Below are 15,140 nucleotides of genomic sequence, written 5' to 3'. Positions count from 1 at the left end.
AACATAACCTGCATTATAATGTCAGCACAAAATTTATTAGATACAAACATATGTTTACAATTGAAAATCAAGTTAGTGGTAAAGTTTTCCAAACCAAGGGTAAAGACAATATTCTAAATGATGCGTTGGCTCGTGGGTTAAATTTTCCTTATGGTTGTCAAAAAGGTTTTTGTGGTAAATGTAAGGCGATTATTATTGAGGGTGAGGTTGGTTACGTAGGTGAAATACCTTCTGGTATTACTCCAGAAGAAGTGGCAGAAGGTATGGTTTTATTGTGCCAATGTAAGGCTAAATCTGATGTTACTTTGGTGGTGGCTGAGTTAGATAGCGTTGCAGATATTGAAGTGAGAACTTTTCCTTGCAAGGTACGAAGTATCAAGCATTTTAATCATGATGTGGTACAAGTGTTTTTAAAGATTCTTGGTTCTGAGTCGTTGCAATATTTGGCAGGACAGTATATTGATTTAATTCATCCTGATTTTGAACCCCGTGCTTTTTCCATTGCTAATGCGCCTAGTAATACTAGCTTGATTGAGCTCCACGTGCGTTTAATTGAAGATGGTAAATTTACTAATTTTATCTTTAATGAGTTGCAAGAGAAATCACTACTTAAAATTGAAGGACCAAAGGGAGATTTTTATTTTAGAGAGAAAAGTAAAAAATCCATTATTTTAGTGACAGGTGGGACTGGTTTTGGCCCTGTGAAAGCCATGATTGAGCATGCAATTGAAACTAAATCTAGACGAATGATTCATATTTATTGGGGCGTAAGAGATGAGAAGGGTTTGTATACTGATTTGCCTGAACAGTGGGCCAAAAGCCATGAAAATATTAGTTTTATTCCTGTATTATCACAAGCGAATAGTGCTTGGAAAGGAAGAACTGGTTATGTGCACGAAAGCGTGTTGGCTGATTTTGAGCATTTAGTAGATTATGAAGTTTATGCTTGTGGTCCGCCAGCAATGGTTAAAGCCGCATCAAATACGTTTGTGAAACGAGGTATGTTTAAAGAAAACTTCTTTTCTGATGCTTTTGAATTTTCCTTTGAGGGTAATACGTTATGAGTAATATGCAACAACATTTAATCGAACAATTAAAAACAGCATTAGATCCAAATCATCTTGAGGTAATTAATGAGTCTCATAATCATTCTGGATCTGCTAGGGAATCCCATTTTAAATTAATTATTGTGAGTGATTATTTTAACGATTTTAAATTAATTGAAAGACATCGCTTTATTAACCGGTTACTTAAAGAGGAAATGGGTCATATTCATGCATTGGCAATGCATACTTATACGATCGATGAGTGGCGGATGAAAAATAGTATACCAGATTCGCCTAAGTGTGTAGGCGGTTCAAAATTTTAAAGTTTTTTAAACGGTTTTTTTATCTTTCATTCTTATTGTTTACTGCTTGTGAAGGTGCGACAGTTTCAACGATTATTGTAAAAGTAACGCCAAAACCAGTTCAAATTAATACCAACGACTTGGTTGTCGAAAAAGACCTTTGGAGCTATATTGCTAATCGCTATACGTTACATGCACCTAGTCAAAAGGAATTGTTCTGGCATATTGATTGGTTTAAAAAAAATCCTGATTATTTAACTCGTGTTACCAAGCGTGCAAAACCTTATTTGTATTTAGTGAAAACAGAAGTAGAACGTGCTGGATTACCCATTGAAATCGTCTTGTTGCCCATTGTTGAGTCGGCTTATTATCCATTTTCTTATTCACACGGTGCAGCCTCAGGTTTGTGGCAGTTTATTCCTTCGACTGGAAAGTTGTATGGTTTGCAAAACAACTGGTGGTATGATGCGCGTCGTGATGTGTTGGCTTCAACTAAGGCGGCCGTTAAATATTTGAAAAATCTTAACAAACTATTTAATGGAAATTGGCTATTAGCAATTGCTGCTTATAATTCAGGTCCTGGACGCGTACAAAAAGCCATTGCTAAAAACAAACAACAAGGCAGGCCGACTGATTTTTGGCACTTAGACTTGCCAAAAGAAACCAGAGGTTATGTGCCAAGATTATTGGCAATGGCGCAACTCATTAAGCATCCTAAGAGATATGGGCAAATAATTACAACAGTTAGTAACACACCTCAAGTGCAAGCTATTAAGCTTGATTCGCAATTTGATTTGGCATTAATTTCTGAGTGGGCACAGCTAGATTTAGAGCAATTGTATACTTTAAATCCAGGACTTAAACGCTGGGCAACGCCAAGTGATGGGGGTTATAATTTATTATTGCCAATTGATACAATTGCAACTTTTAAAAAGAATTTAGCCAAACATTCTAAAGAAGCTATAGTGAAATGGGTACGTCATCAGATTAATCAAGGTGATAGTTTAAGCAAGATTGCCCATCAATTCAACACTACAATAAGTCAGATTAAGAGTGTGAATAATTTGCACGGTAATGTGGTTAAAGTAGGCAAATACTTGATTGTGCCAATTCCACAAAAAAATGACCAGTATTGTTCATTGTCAGAAGCGCAAAAAGAAGTGCAAAGAATGAATGCAAAAAAAATGGGCGTTAGAATTGTTCATACTGTTATTAGTGGTGATAGTTTATGGAGTATTGCCAAACAGTACAATACTCATGTGGGTAGTATCGTAAAGTGGAATCATATTACTAAAAACAAACCACTTCAAGTGGGTAAAAAGTTGATATTATGGCAGTATAATTCAACCAAACCTAAAGACTTATCAAAGCTAATGAATGTGGGTATAAATATTGATAGAAAGATTATTTATTACGTTAAAAGTGGTGATAATTTATCCACCATTGCACATAAATTTAGTGTGCAGATTAGTCAGCTTAAAAAATGGAATCAGTTGACGGATAAAAAACCACTACAGCCTAAACAAAAATTAATCATCATTGTTAACGTTGTTAACTCTAATATGAAATAAAAATATGAATGCACTACCGATTAATAAAATAATGTTAGCAAGTGTTGCCTTTGCATTCATGAATTGGAAAAAAATACTAGAAATTTCTATTCTACCAGTATTAATCTCCATTCCTTTTTTAACAATTTTGCCTGATATGTTCAACATAATGAACAACGTCTTTAGCAATAAGGGGTTTGCTGATATTCAGTTGCCCGATAATATGATGATATATTTATTACTGTTTTGTTATGGCTATTTAACACTTTCAATCAATGTGTATCGCTTGGTTATTTTGGGTCAAAATAGCGTTTCTGGGATTGTTCCAGAACTTAATTTTAATAAAATTATCCGCTTTGTTGGGTTGACTCTGTTTATTGGCTTGGTGACTATGGCACCAGTAATTATCAGTGGCATTGCTTTTTTGCAGTTAATTATGTATTTTTTGGTTATTCCAATTGCTTTGAATTTTATTAACATTGCTATTGATCAGCCTTCAAAATATAAATGGCATTTGAATTTTTTTTCTCAAGCTAATTTGTTCTTTTTACAGATTGTTTTGCCAGCATTGGCGAGTATGATTTTTTCATTCCTTGTGTCACTAATTGGACTTCCTGATATATTAGGGTGGGTGGTTAAAATAATTGTATTTTATTGGACATTGATTAGCTTGGCATTGTGTTACCAGATTATTGTTAAATAACAATGTTAAAACTTGAGGCTAAAGCCTTTAGCGTAGCGCATATCAAATATAGCGCGATTAAGTTTTTCGTGTGCAATTGATTTTGTCAATTTTTTATAAACTTTAACAAAATTCTTAAGTCGTTTTTGCTGTTTTTGATAACCTAATATGACTTTAATATGAGGTTTAATAAAAAGAGTATCAATATTAGTTTTTAAGATAGATGCAATAATCATTGGTTTGATAATAGCTTGGTAAGTTTGATAATTGTCAAATAGAGCTTTTGTAATGTTTTTATTATGTGCTGAAATGGCAATGATGGCATCTGATTTTATCATTTTATTGGGTGTAAATAACTCACCCTTAGTGGAGATATAACCTTGGCAAATTTGTGTTTTAACATCATTCTGGCAGTTTTTATTTTTCCAACGCATACTAATTTGCTGCGTACTTATTTTTATTTTTATGAAATTCCAAAAAAGACGCTTTACTTTTGCATTTGCCACCCATGGATGGTGTTCTAATTCGTGTTTAATTTCGTGTAAATTTAGTTGGTATGTTTCAGTGATTAATGGAGATATATGCTGTTCTAATGCTTGCTGTGTGACTGGAAAATTTTTATCAATCTCCCAATTAATATCAACTTTTAAGAACTCGATTGGATGGGTGTTTTGTACACCCCATGTAATGAGCACTAATAAAAAAATCATAGACAATAGTTTGAATATGATCTGATAAATAGATTTTTTGCGTCTATTTCTACGTTTATATTTCATTAATAATTGCCACGACCAGTTTATTAAAACTCATGCCCATTGCTTTTGCTGCCATAGGAACTAATGAGTGTGATGTCATACCTGGAACGGTGTTAATCTCTAATAAATAAGGCTTATTGTGTTGATTAATAATAAAATCTACTCTCCCCCATCCTTTAGCATTAATAGCAAAAAATGCTTTAAGTGCAATGACTTGTAATACTTGCTCTTGGGATGAACTTAAACCACAAGGGCATAAGTATTGAATTTTATTCGAGTGGTATTTTGATTCATAATCGTAAAAACCTTGGTCAGTTATAATTTTAACAACAGGTAAGGCTTTATCGCCCAAAATTGCCACTGTGTATTCGTCACCTTCAATCCATTGTTCAATTAAAGCATGTGAGTTGTATTGCCAAGCAAGCATTAATGCGTTATTTAATTGTATTTGACTATCAACTTTACTAATACCAATACTAGAGCCCTCTAAAGTGGGCTTAACCATCCAAGGCAGTGGGAAGTCAATGGGCTCAATGGGTTTATGAATACTTGCAACAATAGAGGGTGCAAGCGTAAGATTATGCTGTTTCCAAATGATTTTAGTACGTGCTTTATCTATGCCATTATGACTAGCATTTGAGTCAGACCCTGTATAACGAATACATCGATTTTCTAGTTGTTTTTGGATATACCCGTCTTCACCACCACGACCATGCAAAACAATAAACGCTTGATCAAACTCTTGTTGCCAAAGTTCTGATAAGTTGTACCCATGCCAATCAAATTCAAAGCAATTAATATTTTGGTTGATCAGTGCTTGGTAAACGGCTTCACCGCTTTTAAGAGAAACTGCTCTTTCTGCTGAATTTCCACCCATTAGCACTGCAATCATTTAATCACCACTTCTAACTCTAAATCAATACCAAAATTTAATTTTACGGTTTGTTGGATGTAAGTAATTAAATTTATGATGTCAGCACTACTGGCTTTATTTTGATTGATAATAAAATTAGCGTGTTTGTCTGATACACAAGCACCACCTATACAAATACCTTTTAATTGACTTTGTTCAATCAATTTTGCTGCAAAATTATTTTTTGGATTCTTAAACACACTACCACAACTTGCCTTACCAATTGGTTGGTGTTGATTACGCTTATTTAATAATTGCTTAATATTTTGCTGAGGCTCTTTTTGGTTAAATTCCAATGTTGCATTAATAAAGTATTCATTGGCGTACTGAGCATGAACATATCGATACCCAATGTCAAAATTATCTTTCGTTCGTTTAGATATAACACCTGACTGGTTAATGGTAGTGGCACTAACAACGTATTGCCAGAACTCTGAGCCAAATGTGCCTGCGTTCATCATCAGTGCTCCGCCGACAGTACCTGGAATGGCAGATAAAAACTCACAACCATATAAATGGTTTACACGGCACAATCTAGATAGTTTTGCTAGTGTTATACCTGCCTCAGCATAAAGAGTATTTTTTTCAATGTTTATTTGTTTTAGGTTGCTTAATTTTATTACTACACCTTCAAAACCTTGATCACGTACAATTAAATTACTACCCAATCCTAAAAATAACAATGGTTTAGTATTGGCTTTTAGAAAATTAGATAAATCAGTGACATCATTGGGAATAAAAAAATCTTGCGCCAATCCACCTGTTCTAAATGAACAGTGTAAACTCATAGGTTCGTTATGCAATAGCAAAATAGCTATCTTTAAATATAGTTGGACTTTAGTAAATCGGGCAGAATATGAATATCTCCCGCACCTAAAATTAATAATATATCGTTGTTATTAACAATGCTAGGTAGTACAGTTAAAATTTCTTTTGGATTTTTTATCACCATTGGGTTTAAGCCAGAGCTTCTTCTAATTGCATTAGCCAAAGTGGAGGAATTAATATGGGCAATAGGCTTTTCTTGGGCTGGATATATGTTTAACAATATGAGTATATCAGCGCTACTGAGCGTGTAAACAAAATCATCAAACAAATCACGCGTACGAGAATAGCGGTGTGGTTGGAAAATAACAACTAAACGTTTATCTTGATAAGTGTTTTTAAGAGATTCAAACACAGCACTAATTTCTTTTGGATGATGAGCATAATCATCAAATAAAGACACTTGAGCATTATTGATATTTAATTTTCCATGATGATCAAGCCGTCTAGCAACACCAGAAAAATTAGCTAATGCTTTTTGAATAATGTTAGTTTTAATATTAAGTTCACAGCAAATACCAATCGCTGCTAATGTATTAAGAATATTATGCTTGCCAATTAAATTTAACTTGATAGGGATTTGTTTTGTATATTTATCATAAATAACATCAAAATACATTTGCATACCCACTTGTTTTACGTTAACGGCTTGAATATCAGTACCATTATTAAAACCATATGTAATTAGTGGACGATGAATGCTGTTTAATATCTCGTTCACTCCTTCATCATCTGCACACATAATACAAGCACCATAAAATGGTAAATTAGCACTAAATTTAATAAAGGCATCTTTTAAGTTTTGGTAATCATTGTCATAAGTCACCATATGATCATAGTCAATATTAGTAATCACGCTTAGCATGGGTTGTAAGTGCAAGAATGAAGCATCAGACTCATCCGCCTCAGCAATTAAATAGTCACTTTCACCCAATTTGGCATTAATCCCACTTGAATTTAATATCCCCCCAATAATATAAGTCGGGTCAAGTTCAGCCACATTAAGTATGTGAGTGATAATACTGGTAGTTGTTGTTTTTCCATGAGTACCTGCAATTGCAATGCCAAATCTAAAACGCATTAATTCTGCCAACATTTCCGCGCGAGGCACAACTGGAATGTTAAGTTGATGTGCTTTTATTACCTCTAGATTGTTATCCTTAATCGCACTAGATACAACTATCACTTGTGCATTTTTTATATTATCTTGATGGTGCTTATGGTAAATTTGACATCCCATTTTTTCTAATCTATCGGTGATTTTATTTTGGCTAATGTCTGATCCAGACACGCTATAATTAAGGTTATGCAACACCTCAGCAATGCCACTCATGCCTGAACCGCCAATACCAACAAAATGAATATTATTCATTCTAGATTTAAACACCATACGCAAATCTTTCATTATTCTGTCACTGTAATGATACTAAAAACTTGAATACCATTACCTTTACCAAATTCAGTTAGTCCCTCGCCAGTAGTGGCAGTAATGCCTACATCTTCAAGTGTAATATTCAGCAATTTAGAAATATTAAACTTCATTTTTTCAATCATGGGAGAAATTTTAGGATATAAACACTCAATGGAAATAGCAATATGTTGAATTTTACAGTGGTTCAAATCGTTAAATGCCAATCTTAAATATTCAGCACTATCAGTCACACCCTGCTTGCATAAAACATCTGCTTTAGCGCCCAATACATTAACGCCAGTAATAGAAGAAATTGCATTTGTGATTGAATGAAAAATTACATCACCATCACTATTAGCATCAAGACCTTTTGGATAATCAAACACAACACCAGCTAAAACAAGTGGTTTATTTGTATCACAAAATGCGTGAGAGTCTTGTCCTAGTCCAGTATTTATTTTCATTTTTGATGTTGGTTTAAGTAAAAATTTGCCAATATTAAATCTTCTGGGTTGGTAACTTTAATATTACTTTTACTAGATTTAACCAAAATTGATTCAAGTCCTAAATGTTCAATAGCACTGGTTTCATCGGTGATATTAATACCATCCTTGATGGCAGTATTTAAGGCTTTTAATAATACGCTAAAACGGTACATTTGTGGCGTTTGAGCTTGCCAAAGATTTGATCTGTCAATGGTGGTATTGATAATATTATTGTCAGCTTGTTTAATGGTGTCAACAACTTTAGTTGCAAGTAATCCCCCAGTTGCGTGGTGTTTGAGCTGCTTCATTAAATTGATTATTTCTGATGCTTTAACACATGGACGGACACTATCGTGAACCAATACCCAATCATCATCTTTAGCAAAATCTATGAGTGCTTTTAGCGCATTGAGAACAGAGTACATGCGCTCTTTACCGCCCGTGACTATGGTTAGTAATTTTGGGTGGTTATTAAAGGCTGATTTAGCAAACAGATGGTCTTTATTTTTAATGGCAATAACACAGCTCTTGATTTGATTAATACTAAGTAAGGTTTTTAAAGTTTGGTCAAGTATAGTTAATCCATTGTCTAATTTTAGATATTGTTTTGGTTGTTCATTAAGACCGTCCTTTTCAGGGTGCATACGTACACCTACACCACTAGCAGGGATGATTAAATAATAATGGCTAGGCATTTTTTCTTTAATTAAGGTTTATCTTGATTGGTTAATTTGGTAATACTTTTCACCCTCTTTTAGCAACCCAAATTTATATCTAGCAATAGATTCTAAAATTTCCATATTAGCTTCTGATTCAGCTTCAAGCTTAACTGATAACTGTTTATTTTTCTCATCAAGTGTTTGATTGATTGAAATATTTTGGTTAATAATTTGCCGTTTATCATACAGTATGAAAGGAAAATTATTAACCAAAAAGCTTTGACGAATAAGTGTGATTAATAGTACTAAAAGAATAATTGTTATTTGATAGTTATAAAAAAATCCAAATAATTTATTTGGATTTTTTTTCAGCCCTTTAACAGACTGTATAAATGCTTTGATGTTCAAGTTAATGAGTAATAGTATTAGCCATCAGAGAGCTGAGCGCTATCTTTTGAATCTTGGACGAACATCCAAATGGTGCCGCCAATAATATAAATCATAGATGTAATAACTGCAAATGCTGAAACATATTCAGCCGTGCCGGAGATGATACCAATATAGGATAGGATGATTAATGCTAATGGTAATACCAAAGTTACAACTAAAGTGCTTAACATAAGAATATTGCCTCTTACGTTATTATTATCAACTGTTGAACTCATTTTCTTATTTCCAATACTTAAAATAATAAATCAGCAACATTATAGCATAGCTCTTTTGTTTGTAATATTGATACAAATCAATTTTTTATTAAAATGGTGTTAGAAATTTTGTCATGTATTGTTCTATTGTCTTTGTTAAATAATTGATATAAAAACCCAAGGCCAAAAATAGTAAAAGAAAAAATTGCGCTAATGAATCGAATAAATGCTTGTTTGTGAGTGATATTATTGCCACTCATTTGTTTAATTTGAAACTTCCAAGCCTTCATGCCCAATGTTTGCCTACCTTTAACCCACGACCAAGTAAAGTATAGATAAGTTATTGGTATTGTTACTACATAAAATAAAGTATTGCCATTTGGTGCTTTGGTATTAAAAAAAACAATAATAATGACCCCAGTGACAAAAAACATTAAAGAAAACACCAAGAAAATATCATAGGACATAGCACCTAGTCTACGCAATAAAGACACATTAGATTTCATTAAATACACCTAAGTAATAAATTTGGATTAACTGTAGTTTGATTGAGATAAATGCCCCAATGTAGGTGAGGACCTGTGGCACGTCCAGTTTGACCAATGGTGCCAATTTTATCCCCTTGATTAACCAGCTGGCCTTGTTTAACTAAGTATTTATTCATGTGAATATAAACACTAATTAACCCTTGTCCGTGATCAATGAATACGGTATTACCATTAAAGAAGAAACACCCTGTGAGTATCACTATACCGTCTGCTGGTACGTGTATTGGTGTATCTACACTGCCTGAAAAATCTAGTCCTGTGTGCGCTCGACGTAGTTGTTCATTATAGAAACATTTAAGCCCAAAGGGGCTGGTAATAACACCTTTTACAGGTCGAATAAATTGTCCATTAAATAAAGATTTTTTAGAAAATAGCTTCCTTGTTTTCAGCAAAATAGGGCGTTCACGTTTAATTCTCTCCATGTGTTTAAGATTTGGATTGACGTATTTTTTCTTTTTGTCAGTAAGAGTGATGTGTTGTTCTTTATAGTGATGCCCATATACTGTAAATGTGATTTTTTGAGTGAAAAAACCTTTAATAGTGATATATTTCTCTCCCACTTCTGAGAGTAGTGGTATGCCTATCAATGCTTGCCAGTATTGGTTTTTGATATACTGAGTGTAGATAGGAATATTACTATAAAAAGCCTTTGGATTTGAATGGTTGCTTTGAAAATCAACCACAGCAATGCCGCCAGGTATGGGTGTATTTTCAATGTTGATATTAGCCAATGTAATATTGGATAATGACAGTAAGATGATGAAGTTAATTTTTTTCAATTTTTTTAATATTAGAATATAGTTTTCCATCAGCTAATTGAGTGGTAATGGCTTGATTAATTTTAATATCAGTTATTGAAGATAATATTTGATTTTTTGCATTAGTGGTAATGCTAAACCCTCGCGAAAGTGTATTAAGTGGTGACAAATGATGGAGTGAGTTAGCTTGAATGGATAATGTGGTTTTATGCTTATCGGTCAAAGTGGCTATTGCTTTTTTAAGTTTTTCGTTTGCTAAATATAAAGCGCTATTATTAATGTTAATTATTTGTTTGATTTGATGTTTGAGTTGAGCAAAAGATACTTGGTTTAAAATCTTAATATGTTTTATGGCTTCAATAGGGGAGTGCTGTTTTAAGGCAGAAAATATCGAGTTAAGTTTGGCATTATTCAATACAAGTGTTGATTTTACATGATTGTTAAGATTGATGCTTACATGGTCAAGTTTTTGACTAAAAAAAGCAATTTGTTTATTTGAGATTGGTATTCTTAATTTAAGTTGATTAAGAACAGATTGATAATCATGCAAAGTTTGTTGATAAGATTGATGTAATCGCATATATAACTTATCAGTATTGGCGAGTAATTCTAGTCGATCAGGTGTGACTAACATGGCAGCAGCACTTGGTGTAGGTGCACAAATATCACAGACAAAATCAGAAATTGTGGTATCAGTTTCATGGCCAATTGCACTAATAATTGGAGTGCTTGCCTTGAAGATTGCTCTTGCTAGTGTTTCTTCATTAAACGCCCATAAGTCTTCTAATGAGCCACCACCTCGGGCAATAATAATAACGTCACACTTGCCTGATTGGTCAGCTGCATTTAAAGCATTTGTGAGTTTTTTCACTGAGCCTTGACCTTGAACCATTGAATCAAATAATAAAATATCAGAAAAGGGATAACGGTTATTCAATACTTTAATAATGTCTTGAATAACCGCACCTGTTGATGAAGAAATAACACCAATGGTGTTAATAATATTAGGCAATGGTTTTTTATGAATGTTGTCAAATAAGCCTTCATTAACAAGCTTATTTTTTAGTTGCTCAAAGGCAAGGTTTAAATTACCAATACCTACGGGTTCAAGATGTTGTATGATGAGCTGAAAATTACCTCGTGCCTTGTATAAAGTAGGTGTGACGTGAACTAAAACTTCCATGCCATTTTTAGGGTTAAACTTAATATGACGCTGATTAAACCGAAATAAAACACAGTACACTTGGGCTTTACTGTCTTTTAGAGAAAAATACCAATGACCTGATTCTGGGCGTGTTAAATTGGATATTTCTCCTTGTAACCAACAAGTAGGAATTTTATCCTCAATGGTCTTATTGCATAAGAACAAAAAATTAGAGATCGTGTAAATTTCATCAATATTAAACATGATCTAGTTTTGTTTTAAGAGGGTAAATACTGTACCTGTACCATCATCTTCGTACGGGCAAAATTATAAAGATCATTTCGAACATAATTGATTATATTTGAGCCAAATAAACTACTGTGAGAATGTAGGTATGAACCTTAAAGGCTTTTTAATCGGCTCTTGAAACATGATTTATCGGGGGGGTTGCTGCTTTTAAATAATGCTTTGTCATACTCGTTTATCATGTCGCTATTCAAGAAAATAAATGGGTGAAAACCACGTTTTTTTAAAAATGTCTTGAATATTATAAAGGCGTAAACACAAAAACCCTCTTTTAAATGGATTTTGTAAAATTTTAAATACTAATTTTACAATGCTTTAATTTGTGCATTTAAGCGTGATTTTTTTCTTGCCGCCTGGCTTTTGTGCATTAAGCCTTTGTTTACTGCTTGGTCAATTATTTTTTGCATGATGCTAAAACCGCTTTGTGCTTGTTCTTTGTTGCCCGCTTCTAAAGCGTAAGCAACTTTTTTAATAAAAGTACGAACTTTAGCGCGAATTTGTGAATTGTGTTTGTTACGTTTGACTGCTTGTCTTGCGCGTTTTCTAGAACCTGCTGAATTGGCCATTATTAAGAGAAATATAAAATATATTAAAAGCATAATTATAAAGTCTTAGATGCTAAAAGTCTAGAGAGTGTTAGGATTATTTATTCAATCCCTCTAATGAGCTAATCAAATTAAGTATCTTTTTCTTATTAAATAGTAAATGCCAAGTTTTACCACCTTGGGATTTCCACAAAGATACCGCCCGAATACCTGCTAATAGCAACGCTCTAATGTGGTTTGTAGTATGTTTATTGGATAAGTAGATTTGTTCACCATTGATCATAATTCTAGGATTCAAACCACCCAAGGTTGACTTATAAAGTTGAGCCAAACGTGCTACTGAATTTGCATGAGAAATCTCGAAGAATTCTTGATTTTTAATCAAGTCAATTTCCAAAGTGATTTGATTGAGTAGTGTTTGATTTTTCATCAATTTCTTTTCAAGGTTGATTAAAGCCAATGCATAAAGAATGACTTGTTGTATACGTTTAGTTTTATTACCCAATACAACTTTTAACGCAGCGATACCAACCAACAAATCTTGCTTAGAATTAAACACCTCTTCAAGTTTGGTGCTACTGGTTATAATACTCTTTAAGCTAGCTTGATTACTATTTGCATCACAAGCGCCCGTTGAAGCGAGTTGATCAACCAGCGTTGTGGTTTGTAGTATACTGGCTAGTGCCAAGGTTTGGTTGCGTAATTTATTCATTATAGTCTGAACTCAATAATTGCACCACCAAGACAAGTTTTATTATCATAAAAAACAATAGATTGCCCTGGGGTAATTGCACGTTGAAGTTGCTTGAAAACAACTTTTATTTGCTTGTTGTCATTTTGGCTAATCATACAAGATTGTGATTGCTGACGGTAACGTATTTTGGCACTACACATCAGTGGTAATGTTGGTGGTGTGCTAATCCAATGAGGCTTGGAGGCGCTTAAAATTTGGTGGTATAACAGTGCATGATTACCTTGTACAATCATCAGCTCATTACGTTCAATACATTTATCTGCTACAAACCAAGGCTCACCTGATTTGCCAAAACCACCACCAATCTTTAAGCCTTTGCGCTGACCTATAGTATAAAAAGCTAATCCTTGATGATGTTTAATAAATTGTCCTTGTTCATCCACAATATCGCCTTGTTGTTTTGATAGATAGGTTGCTAAGAATTCAGAAAAATTGCGTTCACCAATAAAACAAATACCCGTTGAATCTTTTTTGTTAGCAGTAACAAAGCCATTTTCTATGGCAATATTGCGTACGTCAATTTTATTAATTTCACCCAATGGAAATAGGCTTTTTGAGAGTTGATATTGGTTTAAAAGATGCAAAAAATAACTTTGGTCTTTACTATCATCCAAACCTGTTTTGAGTTGATAAGTGCCATTTTTTTCAGCAATACGAGCATAATGTCCCGTAGCAATTTTATCTGCACCTAGTGATAGTGCATGTTCTAAAAATACTCTAAATTTAATTTTTTGATTGCACAAAACATCAGGGTTAGGCGTACGACCTTTTTTATGCTCTTTGAGAAAATGGATAAACACATCGTTCCAATAGTCTGCTGAGAAGTTAACAGCGTGTAATTTTACGTCAAGTTTGTCAGCTATTTTTTGTGCATCAGATAAGTCTTGTTCGACGCTACAATACCCGCTTTTGTCATCCTCTTCCCAATTTTTCATAAACAATGCTTCAACTTGATAGCCTTGTTTAAGTAATAATAGTGTGGCTACTGAGGAATCAACTCCACCTGAGAGTCCAACTATAATTTTAGTATTTTTATTCAAATTTTTCATATGCCAAAACAATACATTGTACTAACTTGTGTCTGATGATGTTTTTTGATTCGAAATGACAAAATAAAATTTTATGTTTATTTTTTTGCACTTTTATTATGTGTAACAAACTTGATTGTGCTTGTGTAAATCAATTTGAGTTACATCACCAGTAATTATCATTTTTGAACCAAACCCAAGTCGGATTAAAAATATTTTTATTTACTCTATAGCGATGTTTTGAGCCTCATTTAAAATAATAAATGTTTCATTTAAAGACCTACCACACATAAACGTCAGTGGCGTGATTTAAATCACGTTTTTATCTAGTAGGTTGATGATTTTTCAAAGTTCATCATTTTGTATATGTGTAAATAAGGATCAATTCTTTCATTCATATCGCTAGGTAAAAACCCAAATTTTTACTCTGTTTCAACCATAGGATGCACTAAAACTAGTCTACGTACATCAGATTTTTCTAGCGCTTCAACAATACATGCTACTGCAAGATAGCTCTTACTAGTACCAAAAGTACAATTTTGATTTTTAATAGCGTTTAACGTAATTTTGTTGGTTGATGTTTTGCATATGGATAAATAGGTCCTAGTGTTACTTTACGCTTAGTTTTTATACTAATAATCTTGCTTGATGAGTCAGAATTAGCTTGTGTTTTGATGCCCATCTTAATATCATGAAGATTTATTATTTGAGGCTAGTATCTTCAAGTCTTGAAGTAGCTTTTTGGCTAAACTCTTGTTGTCTCCAATGATGTTAAAATCAATACC

Annotated in this window: 20 protein-coding genes and 1 pseudogene; 4 read left to right on the top strand and 17 right to left on the bottom strand. The window is 33.3% G+C overall.

Annotated elements, in window-relative coordinates; genetic code table 11:
* Nucleotides 1-50 precede the first annotated feature (50 nt).
* From RMAG_RS03775 to RMAG_RS03760, 4 genes are read left to right on the top strand one after another with little or no spacing between them, the layout of a single operon-like run.
* Entirely contained in the window at nt 51-1,064 is a 1,014-nt protein-coding gene (locus RMAG_RS03775; protein WP_024792174.1) for a CDP-6-deoxy-delta-3,4-glucoseen reductase, read from the top strand.
* Nucleotides 1,061-1,369: a BolA family protein gene (locus tag RMAG_RS03770; RefSeq protein ID WP_011738115.1), complete on the top strand. Its 309-nt coding sequence runs from the start codon at nt 1,061-1,063 to the stop codon at nt 1,367-1,369. Before RMAG_RS03775 ends, RMAG_RS03770 begins: the two co-directional genes overlap by 4 nt.
* Nucleotides 1,370-1,404: 35 nt before the next feature.
* Nucleotides 1,405-2,919: a LysM peptidoglycan-binding domain-containing protein gene (locus RMAG_RS03765; RefSeq protein WP_024792173.1), complete on the top strand. Its 1,515-nt coding sequence runs from the start codon at nt 1,405-1,407 to the stop codon at nt 2,917-2,919.
* 4 nt (nt 2,920-2,923) lie between these two features.
* On the top strand, nt 2,924-3,601 hold the full coding sequence (locus RMAG_RS03760) for a hypothetical protein (protein WP_011738113.1): 678 nt from the start codon (nt 2,924-2,926) through the stop codon (nt 3,599-3,601).
* 5 nt (nt 3,602-3,606) lie between these two features.
* Here the strand turns inward: RMAG_RS03760 and RMAG_RS03755 are convergent, their stop codons facing one another.
* The 17 genes and pseudogenes from RMAG_RS03755 to RMAG_RS06145 all read right to left on the bottom strand — a co-directional run bounded on the left by RMAG_RS03755 (nt 3,607) and on the right by RMAG_RS06145 (nt 15,037).
* Nucleotides 3,607-4,290, bottom strand: a complete 684-nt coding sequence (locus RMAG_RS03755) for a cell division protein FtsQ/DivIB (RefSeq protein ID WP_187145676.1) — start codon at nt 4,288-4,290, stop codon at nt 3,607-3,609.
* 55 nt (nt 4,291-4,345) lie between these two features.
* Nucleotides 4,346-5,227: a D-alanine--D-alanine ligase gene (locus RMAG_RS03750; RefSeq protein ID WP_011738111.1), complete on the bottom strand. Its 882-nt coding sequence runs from the start codon at nt 5,225-5,227 to the stop codon at nt 4,346-4,348.
* The gene (gene murB / locus RMAG_RS03745; protein WP_024792171.1) at nt 5,224-6,057 is read right to left on the bottom strand and encodes a UDP-N-acetylmuramate dehydrogenase; all 834 of its coding nucleotides are present in this window, start codon (nt 6,055-6,057) and stop codon (nt 5,224-5,226) included. The genes RMAG_RS03750 and murB overlap by 4 nt, the downstream gene beginning before the upstream one ends.
* An 11-nt stretch (nt 6,058-6,068) precedes the next feature.
* Entirely contained in the window at nt 6,069-7,478 is a 1,410-nt protein-coding gene (murC, locus tag RMAG_RS03740) for a UDP-N-acetylmuramate--L-alanine ligase (RefSeq protein ID WP_011738109.1), read from the bottom strand.
* Complete coding sequence (gene ispF / locus RMAG_RS03735; RefSeq protein WP_011738108.1) at nt 7,478-7,948, bottom strand: 2-C-methyl-D-erythritol 2,4-cyclodiphosphate synthase; 471 nt, start codon at nt 7,946-7,948, stop codon at nt 7,478-7,480. The genes murC and ispF overlap by 1 nt, the downstream gene beginning before the upstream one ends.
* Nucleotides 7,945-8,664 carry a 2-C-methyl-D-erythritol 4-phosphate cytidylyltransferase gene (ispD, locus tag RMAG_RS03730; protein ID WP_011738107.1) on the bottom strand — a complete coding sequence of 240 codons (720 nt, stop codon included), beginning with the start codon at nt 8,662-8,664 and terminating at the stop codon, nt 7,945-7,947. Before ispD ends, ispF begins: the two co-directional genes overlap by 4 nt.
* Nucleotides 8,665-8,682: 18 nt before the next feature.
* Complete coding sequence (locus RMAG_RS03725; protein WP_011738106.1) at nt 8,683-9,036, bottom strand: cell division protein FtsB; 354 nt, start codon at nt 9,034-9,036, stop codon at nt 8,683-8,685.
* Nucleotides 9,037-9,053: 17 nt separating this feature from the next.
* A complete protein-coding gene (locus RMAG_RS03720; protein ID WP_011738105.1) occupies nt 9,054-9,293 on the bottom strand; it encodes a hypothetical protein in 240 nt (79 codons plus the stop codon).
* 77 nt (nt 9,294-9,370) lie between these two features.
* Nucleotides 9,371-9,778, bottom strand: coding sequence for an RDD family protein (locus tag RMAG_RS03715; RefSeq protein ID WP_024792168.1), 408 nt, complete (start codon nt 9,776-9,778; stop codon nt 9,371-9,373).
* Entirely contained in the window at nt 9,778-10,599 is an 822-nt protein-coding gene (locus RMAG_RS03710; RefSeq protein ID WP_024792167.1) for a peptidoglycan DD-metalloendopeptidase family protein, read from the bottom strand. Before RMAG_RS03710 ends, RMAG_RS03715 begins: the two co-directional genes overlap by 1 nt.
* On the bottom strand, nt 10,586-11,986 hold the full coding sequence (gene xseA, locus RMAG_RS03705) for an exodeoxyribonuclease VII large subunit (RefSeq protein ID WP_011738102.1): 1,401 nt from the start codon (nt 11,984-11,986) through the stop codon (nt 10,586-10,588). Before xseA ends, RMAG_RS03710 begins: the two co-directional genes overlap by 14 nt.
* A gap of 347 nt (nt 11,987-12,333) precedes the next feature.
* A complete protein-coding gene (gene rpsT / locus RMAG_RS03700; RefSeq protein ID WP_024792166.1) occupies nt 12,334-12,594 on the bottom strand; it encodes a 30S ribosomal protein S20 in 261 nt (86 codons plus the stop codon).
* Between the two features lie 76 nt (nt 12,595-12,670).
* Nucleotides 12,671-13,285, bottom strand: a complete 615-nt coding sequence (hflD, locus tag RMAG_RS03695) for a high frequency lysogenization protein HflD (RefSeq protein WP_011738100.1) — start codon at nt 13,283-13,285, stop codon at nt 12,671-12,673.
* Nucleotides 13,285-14,376, bottom strand: a complete 1,092-nt coding sequence (gene mnmA, locus RMAG_RS03690; protein ID WP_011738099.1) for a tRNA 2-thiouridine(34) synthase MnmA — start codon at nt 14,374-14,376, stop codon at nt 13,285-13,287. The genes hflD and mnmA overlap by 1 nt, the downstream gene beginning before the upstream one ends.
* Nucleotides 14,360-14,646, bottom strand: a pseudogene (locus RMAG_RS06155) (PhoH family protein). Before RMAG_RS06155 ends, mnmA begins: the two are co-directional and overlap by 17 nt.
* A gap of 131 nt (nt 14,647-14,777) precedes the next feature.
* Nucleotides 14,778-14,906: a PhoH family protein gene (locus RMAG_RS06150; protein WP_268745594.1), complete on the bottom strand. Its 129-nt coding sequence runs from the start codon at nt 14,904-14,906 to the stop codon at nt 14,778-14,780.
* Between the two features lie 5 nt (nt 14,907-14,911).
* Nucleotides 14,912-15,037: a hypothetical protein gene (locus RMAG_RS06145; RefSeq protein ID WP_268745591.1), complete on the bottom strand. Its 126-nt coding sequence runs from the start codon at nt 15,035-15,037 to the stop codon at nt 14,912-14,914.
* Between the last annotated feature and the right edge of the window lie 103 nt (nt 15,038-15,140).

Source organism: Candidatus Ruthia magnifica str. Cm (Calyptogena magnifica) (assembly GCF_000015105.1).
GTDB lineage: Bacteria > Pseudomonadota > Gammaproteobacteria > PS1 > Pseudothioglobaceae > Ruthia > Ruthia magnifica.
This window is presented reverse-complemented; position numbering and strand designations above follow the sequence as displayed.